This is a genomic window from Terriglobia bacterium (assembly GCA_032252755.1).
In the GTDB taxonomy this organism is placed as follows: domain Bacteria; phylum Acidobacteriota; class Terriglobia; order Terriglobales; family Acidobacteriaceae; genus JAVUPY01.
Map to the genome: position 1 here is coordinate 155,097 of JAVUPY010000017.1, position 20,505 is coordinate 175,601.

17 protein-coding genes and 1 tRNA gene are annotated in these 20,505 nt (G+C 56.9%); 11 read left to right on the forward strand and 7 right to left on the reverse strand.

Features of this window, described 5'->3' with window-relative positions; genetic code table 11:
• Positions 1 to 16: 16 nt before the first annotated feature.
• Positions 17 to 502: a MogA/MoaB family molybdenum cofactor biosynthesis protein gene (locus ROO76_03465; GenBank protein ID MDT8067204.1), complete on the reverse strand. Its 486-nt coding sequence runs from the start codon at positions 500 to 502 to the stop codon at positions 17 to 19.
• Positions 503 to 513: 11 nt separating this feature from the next.
• Entirely contained in the window at positions 514 to 1,401 is an 888-nt protein-coding gene (locus tag ROO76_03470) for an AraC family transcriptional regulator (protein MDT8067205.1), read from the reverse strand.
• A gap of 114 nt (positions 1,402 to 1,515) precedes the next feature.
• Here ROO76_03470 and ROO76_03475 point away from each other — a divergent pair, with 114 nt between their 5' ends.
• A complete protein-coding gene (locus ROO76_03475) occupies positions 1,516 to 2,055 on the forward strand; it encodes a hypothetical protein (GenBank protein MDT8067206.1) in 540 nt (179 codons plus the stop codon).
• 40 nt (positions 2,056 to 2,095) lie between these two features.
• On the opposite strand, the gene aceA is transcribed toward ROO76_03475, so the two are convergent.
• The gene (gene aceA, locus ROO76_03480) at positions 2,096 to 3,460 is read right to left on the reverse strand and encodes an isocitrate lyase (GenBank protein ID MDT8067207.1); all 1,365 of its coding nucleotides are present in this window, start codon (positions 3,458 to 3,460) and stop codon (positions 2,096 to 2,098) included.
• Between the two features lie 172 nt (positions 3,461 to 3,632).
• Between aceA and ROO76_03485 the strand changes: the two genes are divergently transcribed.
• The 5 genes from ROO76_03485 (at position 3,633) to ROO76_03505 (ending at position 8,712) form a co-directional block, all read left to right on the forward strand.
• Positions 3,633 to 5,261 carry a tetratricopeptide repeat protein gene (locus ROO76_03485; GenBank protein ID MDT8067208.1) on the forward strand — a complete coding sequence of 543 codons (1,629 nt, stop codon included), beginning with the start codon at positions 3,633 to 3,635 and terminating at the stop codon, positions 5,259 to 5,261.
• Positions 5,262 to 5,409: 148 nt separating this feature from the next.
• Positions 5,410 to 5,730, forward strand: a complete 321-nt coding sequence (locus tag ROO76_03490) for an energy transducer TonB (GenBank protein ID MDT8067209.1) — start codon at positions 5,410 to 5,412, stop codon at positions 5,728 to 5,730.
• A gap of 185 nt (positions 5,731 to 5,915) precedes the next feature.
• The gene (locus ROO76_03495) at positions 5,916 to 7,301 is read left to right on the forward strand and encodes a tryptophanase (GenBank protein MDT8067210.1); all 1,386 of its coding nucleotides are present in this window, start codon (positions 5,916 to 5,918) and stop codon (positions 7,299 to 7,301) included.
• Between the two features lie 28 nt (positions 7,302 to 7,329).
• Positions 7,330 to 7,710, forward strand: coding sequence for a hypothetical protein (locus ROO76_03500; GenBank protein MDT8067211.1), 381 nt, complete (start codon positions 7,330 to 7,332; stop codon positions 7,708 to 7,710).
• A gap of 126 nt (positions 7,711 to 7,836) precedes the next feature.
• The gene (locus ROO76_03505; GenBank protein ID MDT8067212.1) at positions 7,837 to 8,712 is read left to right on the forward strand and encodes an alkaline phosphatase family protein; all 876 of its coding nucleotides are present in this window, start codon (positions 7,837 to 7,839) and stop codon (positions 8,710 to 8,712) included.
• A gap of 143 nt (positions 8,713 to 8,855) precedes the next feature.
• Here ROO76_03505 and ROO76_03510 read toward each other — a convergent pair whose 3' ends face one another.
• The 4 genes from ROO76_03510 to ROO76_03525 all read right to left on the reverse strand — a co-directional run bounded on the left by ROO76_03510 (position 8,856) and on the right by ROO76_03525 (position 13,944).
• On the reverse strand, positions 8,856 to 9,485 hold the full coding sequence (locus ROO76_03510; GenBank protein ID MDT8067213.1) for an RNA polymerase sigma factor: 630 nt from the start codon (positions 9,483 to 9,485) through the stop codon (positions 8,856 to 8,858).
• A 109-nt stretch (positions 9,486 to 9,594) separates the two neighbouring features.
• On the reverse strand, positions 9,595 to 9,975 hold the full coding sequence (locus ROO76_03515; GenBank protein ID MDT8067214.1) for an STAS domain-containing protein: 381 nt from the start codon (positions 9,973 to 9,975) through the stop codon (positions 9,595 to 9,597).
• A 28-nt stretch (positions 9,976 to 10,003) separates the two neighbouring features.
• A complete protein-coding gene (locus ROO76_03520) occupies positions 10,004 to 12,277 on the reverse strand; it encodes an FdhF/YdeP family oxidoreductase (GenBank protein ID MDT8067215.1) in 2,274 nt (757 codons plus the stop codon).
• A 239-nt stretch (positions 12,278 to 12,516) separates the two neighbouring features.
• Positions 12,517 to 13,944, reverse strand: coding sequence for an amino acid permease (locus ROO76_03525; GenBank protein MDT8067216.1), 1,428 nt, complete (start codon positions 13,942 to 13,944; stop codon positions 12,517 to 12,519).
• Positions 13,945 to 13,969: 25 nt separating this feature from the next.
• Between ROO76_03525 and ROO76_03530 the strand changes: the two genes are divergently transcribed.
• From ROO76_03530 to ROO76_03550, 5 genes are all read left to right on the forward strand, one after another.
• A complete protein-coding gene (locus ROO76_03530; protein MDT8067217.1) occupies positions 13,970 to 15,082 on the forward strand; it encodes an aromatic ring-hydroxylating dioxygenase subunit alpha in 1,113 nt (370 codons plus the stop codon).
• 143 nt (positions 15,083 to 15,225) lie between these two features.
• On the forward strand, positions 15,226 to 16,113 hold the full coding sequence (locus tag ROO76_03535; protein ID MDT8067218.1) for a C40 family peptidase: 888 nt from the start codon (positions 15,226 to 15,228) through the stop codon (positions 16,111 to 16,113).
• The gene (locus tag ROO76_03540; GenBank protein ID MDT8067219.1) at positions 16,110 to 17,237 is read left to right on the forward strand and encodes a dipeptide epimerase; all 1,128 of its coding nucleotides are present in this window, start codon (positions 16,110 to 16,112) and stop codon (positions 17,235 to 17,237) included. The genes ROO76_03535 and ROO76_03540 overlap by 4 nt, the downstream gene beginning before the upstream one ends.
• Positions 17,238 to 17,369: 132 nt before the next feature.
• A tRNA-Met gene (locus tag ROO76_03545) sits at positions 17,370 to 17,446 on the forward strand.
• A 503-nt stretch (positions 17,447 to 17,949) separates the two neighbouring features.
• Positions 17,950 to 20,496 carry a protein kinase gene (locus ROO76_03550; GenBank protein MDT8067220.1) on the forward strand — a complete coding sequence of 849 codons (2,547 nt, stop codon included), beginning with the start codon at positions 17,950 to 17,952 and terminating at the stop codon, positions 20,494 to 20,496.
• The last annotated feature ends 9 nt before the right edge of the window (positions 20,497 to 20,505 follow it).

The window sequence follows — 20,505 nt, forward strand, 5'->3', positions numbered from 1 at the left end:
GAGGGTTAAGGAGAGTCTAGACCGCACAATCCTTTGCATCTCCCTGTAACTTCTCGATAGCGTGCGGCACTGCGGCCCACACCGCCGCAAGGCTCTCGACTGCGCCAGCGGGACTGCCGGGAAGATTGATAATCAATGTACGTTTACGGATACCGGCAACTGCTCGCGAAATGATCGCAGTCGCAAGTTTCTCGCGGCTCGCCGCTCGCATCGCCTCCCCGAAGCCCGGGAGAACCTTCTCGACGACTCGAATCGTGGCATCCGGTGTGACATCCCTGGGAGAGACGCCGGTCCCACCGGTCGTCAGCACGAGGTCGGCTTCGCCGAGATCGGCAACATCCGTCAGGTTCTGCGCAATCTGGTCCTCGTCATCTGGCAGGATGACCGCATGCAAGACATCAACTTCATGTTCGCGGAGCCATGCCGCGAGCGCCGGACCGCTTATGTCGACCCGCTCGCCGCGTGATCCTTTGTCGCTAATGGTGAGAATGACAGCTTTCATTGAGCTTCGTTTTATGCGGCACGCCCCGCCCGGTAAGCACGAGGATTCAATCCGAACTCGTTCCGGAATGCGCGATTGAAATTCGAGACATCTCCGAAACCGGAATCGAGAGCGATGTCGAGAATTCTTGATGGTTCGACCCTGATCCGTGCGGCAGCATCGCGCAGCCTTGCCCGGCGGACATATTGGTGTGGTGTAAGTCCCGTTATTTGCTCGAAAACGCGCAGAAAATGATAGGGACTGAGTCCCGCTTCGCACGCCAGTTCTTCCAACGTATGTGTACCGGTCGGCTCAGCATTGATCTGCCGTACGGTCCGCGTCACTCGGGCCTCGGAACTTAGAGGCACTCTTACGTTGTCATAAGGGTATCCATTCGCAATGCGTGCCGCTGTAGCGGCGAGAGTCAGAGCAATCTCTTCCCAGTCACCTTCGATAGATCCCAACAGGTTTGAGACTGTCTGCGCGAATAGCAGAGAGAATTGACGCATGGGCGGCAGCCGCTGAATGCCGAATCGGGCATGATGAATTCCCGAATCATCTCTCACCAACTTGTCGAAGAATTCCGGGTCGAAGCGGAACGCGATGCAGCGGTCGCCAGCGGCGTGTCGATGATCGCATTCGAAGCATTGGCCCGCATTGCCGAGCAGCAGCGAACCCGGAGTCATCAGTGCGCGTCCGGATTCGGACCGGTACTGAAAGGTTCCGACCACCACCATCGCGATAGATACGTGTGAATGCAATTCCTCGAATGGACGATCGTCTGGGCCGGAGTTACAGACCACATCTTCTACAACCCAGCCTCCACCTTCCGCCAGCACGCGCCCTCTGACGCCGCCTGCACCGCCGGTCCGCTTGCGATCCGCTAGAGCTTGTTCGACTTCGACCGCAATTTTCGCCAAGAATCGCTCCGTCTTGAGATCGTATAAAGCTTTTGATGAACCAAGATATCAGGGAGAACCAAGGATTAAAACACAGCCAGCGACATCCTGTGGGTGCGATGAAGGAAAACGGAAATGACAACCTTGAAAAAGAACATTAATTTTCTATCGGCCCTAAGTGCGCCGGGCCGTTCGATCGAAATACCGGAATCAGTCGACGCTTACGGCTGGCTGATTGGGGATTGGGAACTTGAAGTTTTCGATTACCGGGAGGACGGCAGCGTCCGGCACGGCAATGGCGAGGTCCACTTCGGCTGGGTTCTGGAAGGTAGAGCCGTTCAGGACGTTTGGATCATGCCACGCATTGCGGAGCGCCGCGCGGAACTCGGCAAAGAGGGGAATCGTTACGGGACGACACTGCGGGTCTGGGATGCCGAGATCCAGGCATGGCGCGCCACGTGGATCAATCCAGTCACAGGCCGAAGTGACGAACTTCTCGGACGTCGCGTTGGCAAGGACATTATCCAGATCGGGACGCACCAGGACGGCAGACCTATTCGCTGGAACTTCACAGAGGTGACGGATGATTCCTTCCGATGGACGGGTGAAGTGCTCACTTCGGATGGACAGACGTGGAAACTAGAAGCTGAGTTTCACGCAAAACGAATAAAGTAGATGAGGTGCGCGGCCTGCGCCTGCCGCGCACCCTATATCCCTAGCTCAGTTGGTCTCTCGGATGCACAAAGCTATCGGTCTGCATCAATTGCGCTATTTTCGGACAGCTCCCATCCCCGTTCGAATGTTCTGCCCGGAACTGCTCTTCTTCGGTAGATCCGGCAAGCGCCGTCGTTGAAACCGCTCTCCCGGCAATCACTTGTGTGACTTCGTCGAAGTAACCGGTTCCGACGAACTGCTGGTGCTTCACCGCGCGATAGCCGTGCTCTTTCTCGCCGGCAAATTCCCGCTCCTGCAGCTGCGCATAGGCCGTCATTCCCGTTTCCTTGTAGCCCCGTGCCAAGTCGAACATCGCGTGGTTCAGCGAGTGGAACCCGGCCAGCGTGATGAACTGGAACTTGTAGCCCATCGCGCCGAGTTCGCGCTGGAACCTGGCAATGGTGGAGTCGTCGAGTTTCTTCTTCCAGTTGAACGACGGCGAGCAGTTGTACGCCAGCATCTTGCCCGGGTGCTCTTTGCGAATGGCCTCTGCAAAGCGCCTCGCCTCATCGAGGTTAGGTTCGGCGGTTTCGCACCAGAGGAGATCGGCATAAGGTGCGTAGGCCAACCCGCGCGCGATAGCGCACTCGATCCCGCCACGGATGCGTACGAAGCCTTCGACAGTGTGCTCGCCAGTGGCAAATTCCTTGTCGCGCTCGTCGATGACGCTCGTAAGCAGTTTTGCGCTGTTGGCGTCAGTTCGCGCCACAAGCACCGTCGGCACTCCCATCACGTCCGCGGCCAGCCGCGCGGCAATCAATTTCTGGACGGCCTCGACGGTCGGAACCAGAACCTTGCCACCCATATGCCCGCACTTCTTAGCCGAAGACAACTGATCTTCAAAGTGAACTCCGGCGGCTCCAGCCTCGATCATCGCCTTCATCAATTCGTATGCGTTGAGACATCCGCCAAAGCCCGCCTCGGCGTCGGCAACCAGGGGCGCGAACCAGTTGATACCGTTCTTCCCTTCCTGGTGCCAAATCTGGTCAGCCCGAATCAGTGCATTATTGATCCTCTTCACGAGCGCCGGAACACTGTCGCATGGATATAGGCTCTGGTCGGGGTAAACCTGCCCCGCGGTATTGGCGTCGCCCGCCACCTGCCACCCACTGACGTAGATGGCCTGCAGCCCAGCCTGCACCATCTGCACCGCCTGGCCGCCGGTCATGGCGCCCAAAGCGGCCACATAGTTCTCTGAATGCATAAGGTTCCACAGACGCTCGGCGCCGTGTCGCGCCAAGGTATGTTCAATTTTCAGAGTGCCGCGCAGGCGCTCCACCTCCTGCGCGGAGTAAGGCCTCTCCACGCCGTTCCATCTCGGGTTGTAGCGCCAATCGCGCGTCAGGTCGTTCTCTTTTGCACCCATGAGCTTTACCGCCTCCGCAGGTAGTAGATGCTAGTTGCATGAAATTCGCGAGCGGACTAGTCCGAAACGGACGAGTCGTCCGGGGCGGCCCCAGGCAGCCAATTGAGCCGCTCCGCAATCCTACTGTCACCGACGCTTGGCCTGGCCGGTGCTTATAATTTCGTCGCGGAATATGAAGACAAGAGAACAGGCTCTTCTCGCGGATCTGAAGCAGGACCTTTGGGATCGCAGGATCGCGCGGGGCATGTCGCTACTGGAAAAAAACCTGCCGATGCTCGTTTCGTTGGGGCCAGAGCAGCCTGACGCCGGCGCGCTCCTCGGCTATCTTGCCCAATGGATCGACCTCGGCTTCGACAATCGCGAACTACTCGCCCGAGTTCTAGTCAAATTTCAGACGCCTGTTCGCGCTCAACTCAAGCTTTGCGACTACCTGCACCTGCGCATGGCCGAGGGTCTCCTCGCAATGGCCGGCGAATCGTTCGAGGCGGCCATAGCGCATTTCGATTTTGTGCTCATGGTAGGTGAAGAAATCGAAGACAAGGAAACCCTGGCCATCGCCGATTTCTGGAAAGGGCGCTGCCTTCGACGAAAAGGCGAATACGACCTGGCACTCACCTGCACCGTACGCGGCTGCGAACTTGCAAACTCTCTCGGACATCCGAAAATGGCCGCCGTAATGCGTGTCCTCGAAAGCTGGCTCGTTTTTCAGAAGGGCGTCCCGCAAGAGGCATTAAAAATCCTGCAAAGCGCCGAGGCCGTCCTGGCTTCTACCGACGACTACATCACCCTCGGTAACATACATTCTTCCTATGGCCGTATTGCGCGACGCGAGGGCCGCTATCACCAGGCGATCGACCATTTCACCCGGGCCATCACCGAGTACAAGAAGCGTGACCCGGAGCATCGCAACGTCGCTCGTTCGCTTGCAAACCTTGCGTTCGTCAAACGTCTGATCGCGCTCGAACTCCTGCGGAAGCTCGACGCAGAGATCAGGCGCCGCAAGTCCGGCACTGCGAAACCCAAACCGCCGAGTTCCCGTAGCCATCGCAAACAGAGGTTTGAGGAGCTTCGCGAGGAAGCATTCAGTCACCTGGCGGAAGCCAGAGAAATTTACGCAAGACGGCCTAACCATCACGGCCTCGGAACGGTTCACCTCAATATCGGGTATCTCTATCTCGATACGGGAGACCTGGAGCAAGCGGAAAACGAAGGAACTGCCGCCTTCAAACTCGGCGACGAGACAAAGGATTTGATAATAATGGCGCGCGCCCGCCTGCTGCAGTGCATGGTAGAAAACGCCAAAGTCGAAGAAGAAATCGGGGGAGCCGCTGATCCTGGTGCTCATGCGCGCTCGGCAATGGAATTCGCAGCCGATGCAGTAGAACTCTCCAAGCGCACCCAAAATCGCCGCCTTCTCGCGAACTCCTACATCTGGGAAGGGCTTACGCACTGCAACTCCTATTTCGAGAACCTCGAAGCCGCAAGGCGGTCGTACGACACGGTGATGAAGTTCCTGAAGGACTATCGTCCAGACTATATGCGTGAAGACCTTCAGAGACTGAAGCGCCGCGCCTTCGAAGCTGGCACCGTGAATTCCACATTGCGCGCATGGTCGCAGGGATCGCTCGGCGACAAGACCTTCCAACAGGTGACGGAAGAATTCGCGGAGCTGGTGATTCCGAAAGTCTGGGAGCGCGAAGGCCGCAAGGTCTCGCGTGTGGCCTCGCGGCTGTCCATCTCGCCCAAGAAGGTTCGGCGAATTCTCAACCGAACGGGCCGAAAAAAGCCCGGAAATCGATAGAATTTCCGCTCTCCCTTCGAATGTCCATTACCTTCGTAACGGCCCTCGTACCTTCGTGACTACCTGACCTCACCCCACCCTGGCATAGAATCGGGTTCGTTCCAGGGGGGACGACGAACGTGTCGTTGTAATTTTCGGGGCAGCAGTTATGAAGAACATCTACAGGAAATTCGTCGTGGTAGCCGTAGTGATTCTGGCGATGGCCCTGATGCGGCCGGCCCAGGCTGAAGACCGCAAAGTCAAGACGCAGATCGAGCCGGTTTATCCGGAACTTGCAAAGTCCATGCACCTGACCGGCACGGTAAGAGTTGAAGTCACAGTTAACGAACAGGGCACCGTGAAGGACACAAAGGTCGTCGGCGGCAACCCCGTTCTAGCCGATGCCGCCGTCAAAGCCGTGCAGAAGTGGAAGTTCGAGCCTGGTCCGCAAGAGACCAAGCTGCTCACCTTCGATTTCAAGGGAAACTAAAAGTTTAATGGCCCACTGACGCCTAAGAAGTCAGGAACGAAACGCCAGCCGAAATCAGGGCTGGCCTTTTCGTTTTTGCGATGCTCGGCAATCTGAACATATGCCTGTGACGAACTGCATAGAGAGGTCATCGGCGGATCTCTAGAATTTCAATGTTGATAAGTTGCTGCGACCGAAGGTGGACTATGCCGATCCGCACCATTATCGAGCCTTTTCGCATTAAGAGCGTTGAACCGATCCGCTGGACTACGCGCGAGGAACGCGAAAAGCTGCTTCGTGACGCGTACTACAACCTCTTTCTTCTCCCTGCCGATGACGTCCTGATCGATCTGCTCACCGACTCTGGCACCGGCGCAATGTCCACCTACCAGTGGGGTGCCATCATGGAAGGGGACGAGAGCTACGCCGGGAGCAAAAGTTACGACCGCTTCCGTGACTCTATCCAGGACATATTCGGATACAAGCACGTCATTCCGACGCACCAGGGACGCGCCGCAGAACGGATACTGTTCAACGTGATGGCGAAGCGCGGCCAGATCGTACCTAACAACACGCATTTTGATACCACCCGCGCGAACCTCGAGTTCGTCGGCGGAGTGGCGCTCGACTTAGTCATTGCAGAGGGCAAGCAGCCGAGCCTGAGGCACCCGTTCAAGGGCAACATGGATGTCGCGGCCCTTGAGCAGGTGATCGAACGCGAAGGTCGCGAGAAGATTCCGCTGGTCATGCTGACCGTGACCAACAACTCCGGCGGTGGTCAACCAGTGTCCATGGGGAATGCGAAGGCAGTCAGCGCGGTATGTCGAAAGCATGGCATCCCCCTGTATTTTGACGCCTGCCGCTTCGCCGAGAATGCGTATTTCATCAAGCTTCGCGAACCCGGCTATGAGAACAAGACACCGAAAGAAATCGCGCAGGAGATGTTCCGCCTCGGCGACGGATGCACCATGTCAGCCAAGAAGGACGGCATGGCCAACATTGGAGGATTTCTATGCACGAACGACGACATCCTGGCGCAACAGGAAAAGGACCTGCTGATTCTGACCGAGGGCTATCCGACCTACGGTGGCTTGGCCGGGCGCGACCTTGAGGCCATCGCCGTAGGCGTGCAGGAGGCACTCCATGAAGATTACCTGCGGTATCGAATAGCCTCGACTGCATATCTCGGCAATCACATTGCCGAACACGGAGTGCCTATCGTGCAGCCTCCCGGCGGACACGCCATCTATCTCGACGCGCGCGCATTTGTTCCGCACATCCCGCTTGAGCAGTTTCCCGGTGTTGCCCTGGCAAATGAACTGTACCTCGAAGGGGGAATCCGCTCGGTCGAAATTGGAACTCTGATGTTCGGCAAAGCGGCAAAAATGGACCTGGTCCGACTCGCGATCCCGCGGCGAACCTACACGCAGAGTCACATCGACTATGTCATCGAGGTCATTCTCGAGGTCTGGCGCAAGAGGAACGAAATTCGCGGACTGAATATCTCTTATGAACCGCCCTTCCTCCGGCACTTCACGGCACGATTCGAGCAGATGCCGGTTTCGGCAACGGTTGCGGGACATCCGAAGTAGCCATTCGCAATACAAAAAGAGAGGACCCATGGCCGATGACACCAAGACTCTCCTGACCATTCGGGGCAGCAAGTTTCTCGTCGGTATTCTGCTTGCGTGGGTCCCTATTGTGGTGATCATCGTCCCCGTGTTCTTCGAGGTTTTTCGCGGAATCACCGACCAGAAAGCTACCGGTCTCGGCGCCGTTGCAGGGGGATTCTCCGAAGCTTTCGTCACATTCGGCGTCGTCACCTTCGTTGCCGCCCAAGTATTGGCGATCATCCTTCTCATCCGCAGTGTGGGTATTGGCAAAACCGTTCAGAGTGTATTCGCGATCCTCTCTATTGGAATTTGCGCCACCATGCTCGCGGCAACGGGGCTGTTCTTCTGGATAATGTTGTTCGTGATACCGCGTTTGCACAACCGGTAACGCGCGAATTCGCCACCAAGGTCGGGCAATCTCATGCAATCGCCTTAGCCGACTGGTATCGGTTTACGAAACTTTTCCGCCACAACGTACTCTGCCTGTATGGAAGCATACTTCGCGGAGGTATTCGTGAAGTACATTGCATCTCTGTTTGTATTTCTGGGCAGTGTGGTTGCGAGCGCCCAGGTCCCCCATTTCAAACATGTCGTGGTTGTCGTGGAAGAAAACCACTCCTACTCGCACGTGATTGGCAATCCGGCAATGCCCTACCTGGACCATTTGGCAAACATGTACGGCCTGGCGAAGGATTATTACGCCAACAGACATCCCTCGATCGGCAATTACTTCATGCTGACCACGGGCAAGATCATCACCAACAACGACGGATACACAGGAGTGCTGACCGGAAGCAACGTGGTTCAGCGGTTGCTGACGGCAGGCAGGAGTTGGAAGGTTTACGCCGAAAGTCTTCCTTACACCGGATACATCGGCGGCGATCGCTTCCCATATCTCAAACACCACAACCCGTTCGCGTACTTTTCAGACGTCCGCAACAGCAGCACACAAAGGTCGCACATTGTCTCGACCACGCACCTGAGCACTGATCTCTCCAACAACGCGCTTCCGAATTATGCGTTCATCGTGCCGAATGTTCTGCACGATGCCCACAATTGTCCATACGGCGGGACGTGTTCCGAGAACCTGAAACTCTCAGTAGCCGATTCGTGGCTGAAGACGCACATCGCTCCCATTCTTGCCAATCCGTCGTTCAAGGCCAGTGGCGTTCTGGTGATCGTGTTCGACGAATCGACCACGAGCGATACAGCTCATGGTGGCGGCCACGTTGCGGCGGTAGTCGCAAGTTCGCAGTCAAAAATGGGATATCGTTCAACCACGTTCCATCAACATCAGTCGGTGCTCAAAATGACGTGCAGTGCGCTGAGCCTAAGTTCCTGCCCTGGAGCTGCGGCATCGGCCAGCCCAATGTCGGAATTCTTCAAGTGATTGACTGCCATTGCGGCTGAAGAACCGGGAGTTGAAACCCAGGTTACACTAGAAATGGAAGCAGTCAATCCACCGGCGCCTTCAGCAGGCGCCGTTTTCATTGCTCGCTCTTTCTTAAGCTATTTGTCGGTCTGGGGTTGGGTTCAAGCCGCGAGTCTCTCTTCCCTTTCTGGCGACTGCTCTTCGAAATCGAGCAGCAACTCGCGAAGCCGCCGCCTGGCCTTGAACAGCTGCGACTTCGTATTCCCCTGCGTACAGCCCAGAATCGCAGCAATTTCCGAGTGTTCGAAGCCCTCAATGTCGTGTAGCACGAACATGATGCGATATCCCGGCGGCAAAGAATTGATGGCATGCTCGAGTTCGATGCGCTCAACGGAATGGGTGAGATGCCGGTCCTCGACATGGAATCGCTCACCTTCGAGCGGCTCGCCATCGTCATAGGTCAGTTCGGTGTCAGCATTCTCCGTCGGGGTGGTCTTGCACCGTCGGAAGTACATAAGGACAGCATTTACGGCGATACGGTGCAGCCAGGTGGAGAATAGGGAGTCTCCCCGAAAAGTGTTGATACGTCGGAACGCACAGAGAAAACTCTCCTGCAGAACGTCTTCGGCTATGAAGGGATCCTTGATCATGCGCAGACAAAGAGCATGAATTCGGTTGCGATACTTTTTGTAAAGGATTCCGAACGCTTCGATATCGCCCGCGCAGGCGCGCTTCACGATTGCATTGTCGTCATCGCGTTTTGGCTTTTGTATGACATGGTTGGAATTCACTCCACCCGCTCCTTCTGAAGAATCTTCGTCGTAAGACGCGATTTCCCAGGGGAGGTTCTGCACGTCAATATGTGCCTGAGTCACTGGGCCTGAAGAAACTTGAAAAATGTCAGGGGCGCCATTCGGATGGCACCGAAGCGCCAGCAGCCGCATTAAAGCTGGCAGCCGCATCTTCCGGCGAATCGAAGACTTCGAAGATTGTGGCAAGCTTGGTGATTTGCAGCAGGTCGCGCACACGCGTCGTAAGATTCGCCAGCTTGATCGATCCGTAGCCGCTCCGTGCCGAAGTGTAAAGCGACATGAGGACCCCGACGCCGGAGCTATCGACATACGTAACTTGCGCGAGATTCAGGACGACATTCGGGGATTCGGCCAGAAGCTCCTTGACGTGCTGACGAAGGGCAGCACTTTCGTCGCCGAGCACGATGCGGCCAATACAGTTAACAATCGCGATATCACCCAGGTAGCGGGTTGCAAGCTGAAGCGACATAACAAAACCTCCGGTCGAGAATTCTGAATCAATCTGCTGCGATCGACGGTTTCGACAGGCAAGCGGCCGCGAGCACTTCAACAGTCGTGTTGTAGTCGGGCACACCGCTGGCGTCGAGGCGTCCGGCCGGGATGATCTTGTTGACCTCCGGCCAATGCGCCTGCAGACACCCTGGGCGAATGCGATCAATGCGAACGCGCCCACGGAACTCGCCAATGTTGTTGCGCAATGTTATCTCGTCGCCGTTCTTCAGGCCGAGACGGTCGGCGTCCTCCTGCGCCATGAAGATATCTTGGCGGCGAGCACCTGTGAGTGGATCCTTGTCGGCATGAATGATGCTGTTGAACTGCTTGCCACGGCGAGTGCCCAGAAGGAAATGCCCTTCGGGGACTTTCTCGTCTGGTAGAACGACCGCGGAAAAATGGCCGAGGCCGTCGGGCGTGAGGAACTTGTCAACGAGGAGTCGCGGGCCACCGTACTGGAAACTGTCGCCCTTCTTCTTCATGTTCGCGATGCCCTTGTATGTTGGACATACACGATCAATCTCGTCCCGGATGTCCTGTGTGTCGCGCCATTGGAAGAATTTGCGGGCGCGCTCAGGATCGAGTTTGCGCGCCACTAGAACCGGAATCTCCCATTCATCTTTGGCCTCTTCGACGCGTGGGCCAGGAATTTCCGGACTATAGATGATGCGGCGCTCGGTGCTGGTTTCCGTGCCGCCACCGCGTTGCTCGTAACGGGTCTTCGCAGGAAGAAGGACCACGGTGTCGGCCGGATCGACGAACATGGTCGGGTTGACGACGATGTCCTGGTGGATTCGCAACTTGATGTTAGCGAGAGCATCGTGAACGAGATTGGGCTCAGGCAAAGTCTGCTTGAAGTTGCCGCCGCTCTGCCACAAGGCATCAATTTCGCCACGGGAGGCGGCGAGCACCATGTGCGCGGCGCTCAGACCCTTCCATGCCGGAGGCTGGAATCCCCACATCAGGGGATCGGCGAATTTCGTTGCGTTCTCCTCGGTTACAGGCGAGCCCATGACGTAAGCGCCGGGCATGGCGCCCATCTCAGCACCGCCCTGGACGCCGCTGTGTCCACGAATTGGCATGAGTCCGGTGTGACGACGCCCGACGTTTCCACGCGCAAGTTGCAGGTTCACGATGGCCTTCACGTTGTCGGTGCCATAGGAGTGCTGGGTGATTCCCATGCTCCAGACGGCGATCGCAGAGGTTGCTTTGCCGAACATTTCGGCAAAGCGAAACATGTCGGCGCGAGTAAGACCGGAGCCGCGTTCCAACGTCTCCCAGGAGAGCGGGCGGACCTTGGATTCAAGATCCTCCCAACCGACGGTCCGCTGGTAGATGAAGTCGCGATCTACCCAGTCGTTATCGATGAGGTGCTTGAGAACGCCATAGAAGAACGGGATGTCGCCGCCGGCGTGGATTTGAAAATAATCGTCGGCAATCCTGGTGCCGAACAGGGCGCTCTCGGTAACGGAGGGAACCCAGTATCGCTTCAGGCCCGGTTCCTCGTAGGGGTTGATGACGACTACCTTTGTACCAGCCTTCTTCGCATAGTAAAGATACTTAGTCGTGACCGGTTGATTGTTCGCGAGGTTGGTGCCGATGAGGATTAACAGGTCGGTGCCAACCCAATCCGAGTAGGAACAGGTAGTAGCGGCACAGCCAACCGTGGCGCTGAGTCCGACAGTACTGGGAGCGTGGCAGATGCGGGCGCTTGTGTCGATGTGGTTAGTGCCAATAAAACGAGCGACCTTCTGGTGGGCGTAGTAGGCTTCGTTGGTCAGCCCGCGCGAGGTGAGATACCAGCCGACACGGTGCGGATCGATGGTGCGGAACTGGTCGGCAATAACCGTCGTCGCTTGGTCCCACGAAACGCGGCGAAAACCTTTCTCGCCCTTGCGACGAATCATGGGAACCGGAAGGCGCCCCAGATTGCGTAACTCACCTTCATTCTTATCCTGCAGACGACTGGCATCCTCAAGAAGCCGATAATCCATGGCTGCCATAGTGTTGAGGCGCAGCAATTTCAGACGCAACGAACAGAGATGAATGCCCTTCATCGTCCAATCGCGCATCCCGGTGGTGCCGAGCGAGCAACCATCGCAGCAACCGTTCTTCAGGATGCGTAAGGCATAACCGAGATTGTCGCGGTTCTCCCACGCGATCTCGGCGATTTCCTTGTAAGCGTTTGGGTGCTGCTGGTGAAGACCATATGGGACGAGACTCACCCAACTTTTCCGGTCGAAAGCTTTGCCTGCACGCGATTCAGCGTGCTCTTCCATCACATCAGCTCCTGGGTGGGGTTAAGAGCTATACGGGTAGCCGGAGTGTCTAATGTGTAGACCGCCATTTCTTCTACCGGAAGCTCCACCCCACAGTGCCGCATACGATAGCGGAATTGGACACAATTAACAACTGGCTTGTATCGGATTCTGAATGCCAAAACTGAAGTTTCAGTGAAAATGGTCTTTCGTCAAAGGCGGCGGATTTGGCGACGGGGAGTGATCGTAACGAGCCCCCTTTAGGCGGTCCGATTCGCCTGTCTCTTGAGATTGCGCCAGTAGAAATACGCGGGTGTACCCAGCAGCATGATAGCGATTCCACCCAACGCCTGAACGGGTCGCTCCCAGAATGTGTTCAGGGCCCATGCGCCGCAGATTACACAATAAAGAATCGGAACCCAGGGATAGCCGGGACACTTGTAGTCGCGTGGAAGATCGGGCCGGGTGCGGCGGAACACGAAGATAGTAGAGGCAGCCGCCGCGTAAGCTATCACGCTAATGAACATCGCGTAGGTAAAGAGTTCGTCGTAGCGCCCGAGCAGCACCAGTGCGCATGACCAAACACATTGCAGGACAAGGCTGAAGACCGGCGTATGCCAGCGAGGATGAACTTCAGCGAGTTTCTGAAAGAAGATACCATCCCGAGCCATCGCATAATAGACGCGCGCTCCGCTCATGACACACGCGGCCGCAGCGCCGAATGCTGAAACGGCAACGAGCATTCCCATGAGGCGTCCGGCGGCGGGAAAGAAGAGTGTCTGCGCTGCCGCTTCTGCAACCGTGGGCTGCTGCGAAATCGCGCTGAGGGGCATCGCATACAGATAAAGGACATTGGCGCCCACGACCAGGGCACCGATGATCAGTACGGACAATATCAGCGATCGCGGTACGTTCCGCTCCGGCCTCTTGACTTCCCCAGCCACCCAGGTGATGTAGACCCATCCATCGTAGACCCAGAAAACCGCGATCAGCGCGACGCCGAAGCCACTGAGCAGTGTCCGGCTGTCGTAATGCTCGATTGGCGTGTGCGTGAAATTCGACCAGTTCCCGTGACCCAGGGCGAACCCGAGGAGCAGAAACGCACCGAGCGCTCCAAATTTCACCCAGGTCGCCAGATTTTGCAGGAGCACTGCGGGGCGCAGTCCGATGATGTTGATCCAGGTCAGAAAAACGATGGCCGCGATCGCGACGACGTGTCCGCAGTTGAGAGTGAAACCTAAGATAGTGATGATCGGGCGCGATGCATGAAGCTGAGGAATGATCGCCCCCATGTAATAAGCAAAGCCGACGGAGATGGCGGCGAGACTGCCGCAGACGTTAATGGAAAAAATCATCCATCCGTACAGAAAACCGACCAGTTCGCCGTAAGCTTCTCGCAGATACACATACTGTCCACCCGCGTCGGGAAACATCGACCCGAGTTCCGCAACGGAAATCGAAGCGAGCCAGGTAACAACCATGCCAGCGAGCCAAGCCCCAATAAAAATGATGGGGATACGGGTGGCGGCCGCTACCTCGTTGGACGTGAGGAAAATACCTGTTCCGATCGTGCCACCCACTATCAGGAGCACGGCGTCCGGCAGCGACATGGCCCGAACAAGCCCCGCCTTTCGTTCGGGACGGGTGTTCCCCGCCACGGGCTTTGACGCTGCTTCGCTATAATTCATCGGGTTCGTTGCAAGGTATTGCAGTATGACACGTGACGTCAATAAAGATAAGAAAACCGGGCGGAGTGATCTTGTGATGAATCCGGCGATCGAGTTCGCCTCAACCTTACCTTCCGAGTACTACACCGACCCGAAGTACCTGCAGTTGGAACGGAAGAACACCTTCTGGCGAACGTGGCAAATTGTCGGCCGATCCGAACAGGTCTCCAAGGCAGGCGACTACTTCACGGCAAATCTCTGCGGTGAGCCGCTGCTGATTGTTCGCGACACGGAGAACACGTTGCGTGGGTTCTACAACGTGTGCCGGCATCGCGCCGGCCCGCCGGCAGAAGGATGCGGTTCGCGGAAAGTCTTTCGCTGCGGATATCATGGATGGACGTATGGGCTCGATGGGCGGCTGTTGAATGCTCCCGAAATGGACGGGACCAAAGATTTTCGATTCGAGGACTTTCGGCTGCGGAGCATTCGAGTTGAGGAATGGGAAGGCCAGGTATTCGTTAACCTCGACGACAACGCGGAGTCCCTACCTGAGTCGCTGCGAGAGTTGCCGAACCAGGTCATGAAATTCAGGTTCGGCGAAATGAGACTGGCCGGTCGTCGCGACTATCACATGCGGTGCAATTGGAAGGTATACATCGACAACTATCTCGAGGGTTATCACCTGCCGAGTGTGCACCCGAGCCTGAACCGTGAACTCGATTACAACGCCTATGTCACAACACTTTTCGAGAGACACTCGCTGCAGACCAGCCCGATCCGCGGCCCTGAAAATCAGGTGTCAGTGGAACGCCGCTACAAGCAGGCCGACGGCGACATGGCAGCTGAATACTACTGGATTTTCCCAAACTGGATGTTGAACTGCTATCCGGACAACGTTTCGCTCAACATCGTGCTGCCGACTGGCCCGGAGACGTGCGTCGCCATTTTCGAGTGGTACTTCCTGGCGGAACGGATCTCCGCGGCAGAGGAGACGATCAAGTTCAGCGACGAGATTCAGTTGGAAGATGGTCGCATTTGCGAGACCGTGCATTTGAATTTGAAGTCGCAATCCTATGCCCGTGGGCGCTACAGTGTGAAGCAGGAGAAATGCCTGCATCATTTTCATCGGTTGTACGCGAAAGTGATGGGCCTGGCGTGAAAACCCGCTCCGGGCTTGCGATTACACACGCTCACGTGATATTCATCACTGCTGCAGCGTTCTCACGGCGTAAGGTGTAATCTGCCGTATTACGGTCGACAGCAAGCGCTCGGTAGACTCGTATTTGCGGGGAGGTAATTCCTGTGTCGAAGCGACAACGCACATCGGCCGCACTAATCATCTTCGTACTGCTCACCACTATCTCAACCATTCTCGTCGCGCAGTCGGCTTCGGACTACATCGTGAAAGTTCCCGTGGCGGACATGCATTCGGCTCCATCGGATGACTCCGATGTGGTCTCGCAGGCAATCCTCGGCAGCAATGTGACGGTCCTGAAAGTAAATGGCGATTGGGCTAAGGTTCGCACCGACGATCAATACACCGGGTGGATGCCACTGAATGCCATGGTACCGAAGTCGGGAGCACCGGCCTATGGAGGTTCCGGCAAAATGGCACAGGTCACGAGCGTGTTCGCGCACATCTATCGCGAAACAGATGTGACGAAGCATGCGCCACTTTTCACTGCACCGTTCGACAGCCACATCGCAGTCATCGATGCAATGAACGGCGATGCACGGTGGTTGAAGGTGCAACTGCCGGATGGGACGGTTGGGTATGTTCAGCGCGGCGATGTGACTCTGGACCCCAAAGTTCTGACTATTCCCGAATCGATCGACTTGGCGAAACGCTTTCTCGGGCTCCCGTATACGTGGGGCGGAAGCTCTTCTTATGGTTACGATTGCTCTGGATTCACTCAGATGCTGATGCGAAGCCGCGGAATCATTATGCCGCGCGACGCCGATTTGCAGGCAGCATGGAGCGGAGTAATGACAATCAAGCGGGACGAACTCAAGCCCGGCGATCTGTTGTTCTTCGGCAGCAGTCCGGATCACATAACACATACAGGGATGTATATCGGCAATGGCGAATTCATACATGCCACGACCCACGACCATCCGGTAGTGCAAATCAGCCGTCTAGACGATCAGCCGTGGACGCGAATTCTCGTGGCAACCAGGAGGGTGAAATGAATCGGCGAGAATGGATGAAGACGACCGCGACAGCGGGCGCAGCGGTGGCACTGGGCAGCGGCTTGGATGCGGAGGCGTTGGGAAAAACCATGCAGAGTTCGGGAGGAACGAAGTTCGAGACACAGATTCGGCGCCTCAAGACACGTCATACGTGGACAACGACCATGTCGGCGAGCGACTTTCGCGACACCCTCTTTGTGAATCTCACCCGGGATGGAGTAACCGGCACAGGCGAAGGCGCTCCGATCGTTCGGTATTACGAAGACGCCGTTGGTGGACAAAAAGCGCTGGAATCCGTGCGCCAGTTGTTGACGGAAGCGGATCCATGGCAGTACGCGAAAGTAATGGATCAGCTGAATCACCGCATCCAGGGCCAGTTCGCAGCAAAGGCGGCCGTTGATATAGCACTGCTCGACTGGGTTGGGCAGAAACTCAACATCCCTCTATATAAGTTTTTCGGGCTCGATGCGAAAGATGCACCCATCACCACGTTTTCAATCGGAATCGATACACCGGAGATTACCAGACAGAAGGTACGTGAAGCCGAGCAGTACCCAGTCCTGAAAATCAAAGTAGGGTTGAGCACCGACGAGCCGACCATCGAGGCGGTGCGCAGCGTGACGAAAAAGCCGTTACGTGTGGACGCCAACGAAGGCTGGACGGATAAGGAAGAAGCGGTCCGTAAAATCAATTGGCTCGAGAGTCAGGGTGTGGAATTCATTGAGCAGCCAATGCCCGCGGCCATGCTGGAAGAGACTCGCTGGGTACGAAGCCGGGTGCATCTGCCGATCATCGCGGACGAAGCGTGCCTAAACATCGCCGTGATCCCGAAACTCGCAGACGCGTATGACGGCGTCAATGTCAAGTTGGACAAGTGCGGCGGGATGCAGCAGGCGCAGCGCATGATCCAGATCGCGAAATCACTCGGGATGAAGACGATGCTCGGGTGCATGGTCTCGAGTTCCGTGAGCGTAACCGCCGCGGCACATCTCTCACCACTGGTGGATTACGCCGATCTCGATGGCAACCTGCTGATCGCAAATGATCCATATTCCGGTGTCAAAGTGGAACATGGAAGGCTGATCCTTCCGGATCGTCCAGGATTGGGATTGAAGCCAGTCTAGTCGCCATCCTTCAAGGTTGCAGGCACAAGATGCAATGCTGCAATCCAGACAGTTGGGGAAAGCACCATCGCACCGACGCTACGAGTGTCTACATAGGTTTGACGCGACTAAATGCAGTTGTTAGTATTCAAGAGCGGGGTGGAGCAGCCTGGTAGCTCGTTGGGCTCATAACCCAAAGGTCGGTGGTTCAAATCCACCCCCCGCAACCACTTAGGAGTTGGCGACCCCACACAGCCCCACAGTGAATCTGGGGATTTTGGAGTCCAAAGCATGACAAAGGGCTGCACCAGGGCAGCCCTTTTGCTTTGTCCTGGGAATTGCAGGATTCAAACTGCTTGTCGAAGGACCATCCGCACGACTTTGCCATTCACGTTTGGACCCCATAAACGCCTTGCCGGAGGCAATCCATCGCTGAACTCCCATTGGAGCCCCTCGTGCGTCTACTCGTCAGACATTGTCACGCTATTTGGCACGATTTGGTTCGTTCTGTCGCTTTCCACTAGAGTAGAATCCCCGCACTGCTTCCAGGAGTGGGGATTGGGACTTACCAGTGGAACTCGACTGGGCCCTTATGAAATCGTGTCGCCTCTCGGCGCCGGCGGCATGGGAGAAGTGTATCGTGCGCGCGACACCCGGCTGGACCGCACGGTCGCCATCAAGGTTCTTCCGTCTCACCTCTCTTCCGATTCTGCGTTGAAACAGCGCTTCGAGCGTGGAAGCTCACGCAATCTCTTCGCTTCAGCATTCGCACATCTGTACTCTGCACGACGTCGGCTCACAGAACGGTGTCGACTTTCTTGTCATGGAGTACCTGGAGGGCGAAACGCTGGCTGACCGGCTGAGCCGAGGTCCGCTGAAGATCGGTGAGGTATTGAAGATTTCGACGGAAATCGCTGACGCGCTGGAGAAAGCGCACAAACAGGGGATCGTTCACCGCGACCTGAAGCCGGGCAATATCATGCTCACAAGGTCCGGGGCCAAGCTGTTGGACTTCGGACTGGCGAAGCCGACGGCAGCGATCGCGGCGGGTAGCGCTGGGAATACGGCGCCGAACACGCCAACGGTGAGCGTGGCAGCGCTGACTTCACCGGCATCGCCGCTGACGCAAAAAGGTTCGGTGGTCGGAACTTTCCAGTACATGGCACCCGAGGTGCTCCAGGGAGCGGAGGCGGATGCTCGCAGCGACATTTTCAGCTTTGGATGCGTGCTTTACGAGATGATCGCAGGGCATCCCGCGTTTGAAGGTAAGACGCAAGTTTCCGTGCTCGCGGCAATTCTGGAGAAGGATCCGGAACCTGTGGCGTCTCTCCAGCCATTGACCCCACCCGCATTGGAGTTCTGCATCCGCACCTGCCTGGCGAAAGAGCCCGATGCTCGTTCCCAGACGGTCCACGATGTGAGCCTGCAACTGCAATTCGCGATGCAAACGGCGGCAGTTCTTCCTGCACCTTCGGGAATGAGGCGGGTACCGCAGGTTGTGCTTGCGGCAGGAGCGGCTTTGTTGCTGATGATGACGGCGGCCCTTGCATACTTTGCGATGCCCCGGTCGCAAACTCTGCCGGTGCTGAGGACCTCGATCGTCGCACCTCCAGGCGCCTTGTTCGACGCGACCGGAGATTTCAGCGCGCCTCCCGCAATCTCGCCGGACGGCAAGACACTTGTATTCGGCCTGCAATCAGGCAACGGAGGCCGGAAATTATACGTGCGCTCCCTCGACCAGGAGGACGTGCGCCCGCTGGAAGGAACGGAGGGAGCAACTTTTCCGTTCTGGTCGCCCGACAGCCGCTCTATCGCATTCTTCGACGGCGGGAAGCTGAAGAAAATGCCGGTCGACGGCGGACCCGCGACCGAACTGGCGGTCGCCCCAAACGGGAGAGGTGGATCTTGGGGAAGCAGAAACATCATCATCTTTGCTCCCGACTTCCGCAGCGGACTGATGCAGGTCAGCGCCGATGGCGGAACTGCTACACCGGTCACGACGGTCGACTCTTCGTTACACAGCACACACCGCTGGCCCGTATTCCTCCCCGACGGAAAGCACTTCCTGTTTTTTGCCAACAATCACTCCGGTGGAATCGCCGAGAAAAACGGGATTTACTTCGGCATGCTGGGTAACGCTTCGGTGCATGAAGTAGTCGCAACCGATGCGGGCGCACTGTACCGCTCCGGATACCTTCTATTTCACATGGGCAACCGTATGGTGGCTCAGCCGATGGATCCTGAATCCGGCAAACTCAGCGGCAACGCGCTACACGTGGTCGCCGGTATTACGACCGATATTGCCGTTTGGCGCATGCTGGCTACCGCTTCGGATACCGGTCTGATGGTATATGGCAGCGGCGGCGGGACGGGTGGAACCATTGACCTGACGTGGTATGACCGCTCAGGCGAGTCGCTGGGAACGATTGACCGTGGCGTTTTTCGTGAGCCACGTCTCTCTCCGGATGGGCGCGAATTGGCAGTCGCGGAGTTCGTTGATAACCAGAACCAGATTTACTCTTTCGATGTGGCACGCGGCGTGAAGACCAGAATTACCTTCGACAATGCCGCCCATATCGCGCCGGCGTGGTCGCCCGATGGGAAGACGATCGCTTACTCCGCTATATCAGGAAATGCGCAGGTCGGATGGACGATTTTCGCCAAAACGGTCCAGGGCGCGAGTTCGCCGAAGCTGATTGTGCCGTACACGCCGGGTTCACAGAAAAACAATGGAGTCCCTGAATGGGTGCCGGGCAGCAACTATCTTCTGTATCACGCCGCGACAGGGCCGGCGGGGCAGAAGATCATGGCCGCGCCGCTGGTGGGCAACTCGAAACCGTTCACCGTTATTGCGCCGCAGTCGCCCCACGGAAATATTCGGAACTACCGTGTGTCACCGGATGGGAAGTGGATTGCATTTGAGTGCGACGACGGTGGGCAACCCGATATCTATGTCTCATCGTTTCCCAGCAACGGCACGCGAACACAGATTACCAGCGGTGGAGGTCTCTATCCGGTCTGGCAGCACAACGGAAAAGACCTTTACTACCTCGATCCCCACACCCTGATGATCACCGAGGTGCCGGTGACTGCCACCGGCGCGGAATTTCAGTTCGGTACGCCCAAGCCGCTGTTCCGCGTGCAGACAGCGGCTACCGGAAGCTTTGTATATGACGTCACGCATGACGGAAAGAAGTTCGTGATCACGTCCGCGCCGCCATTGGCCAACGTGCCGTTGACACTCATGACGAATTGGCCCGGGCAGCTGAAGCAGAAATGACACTCGTTG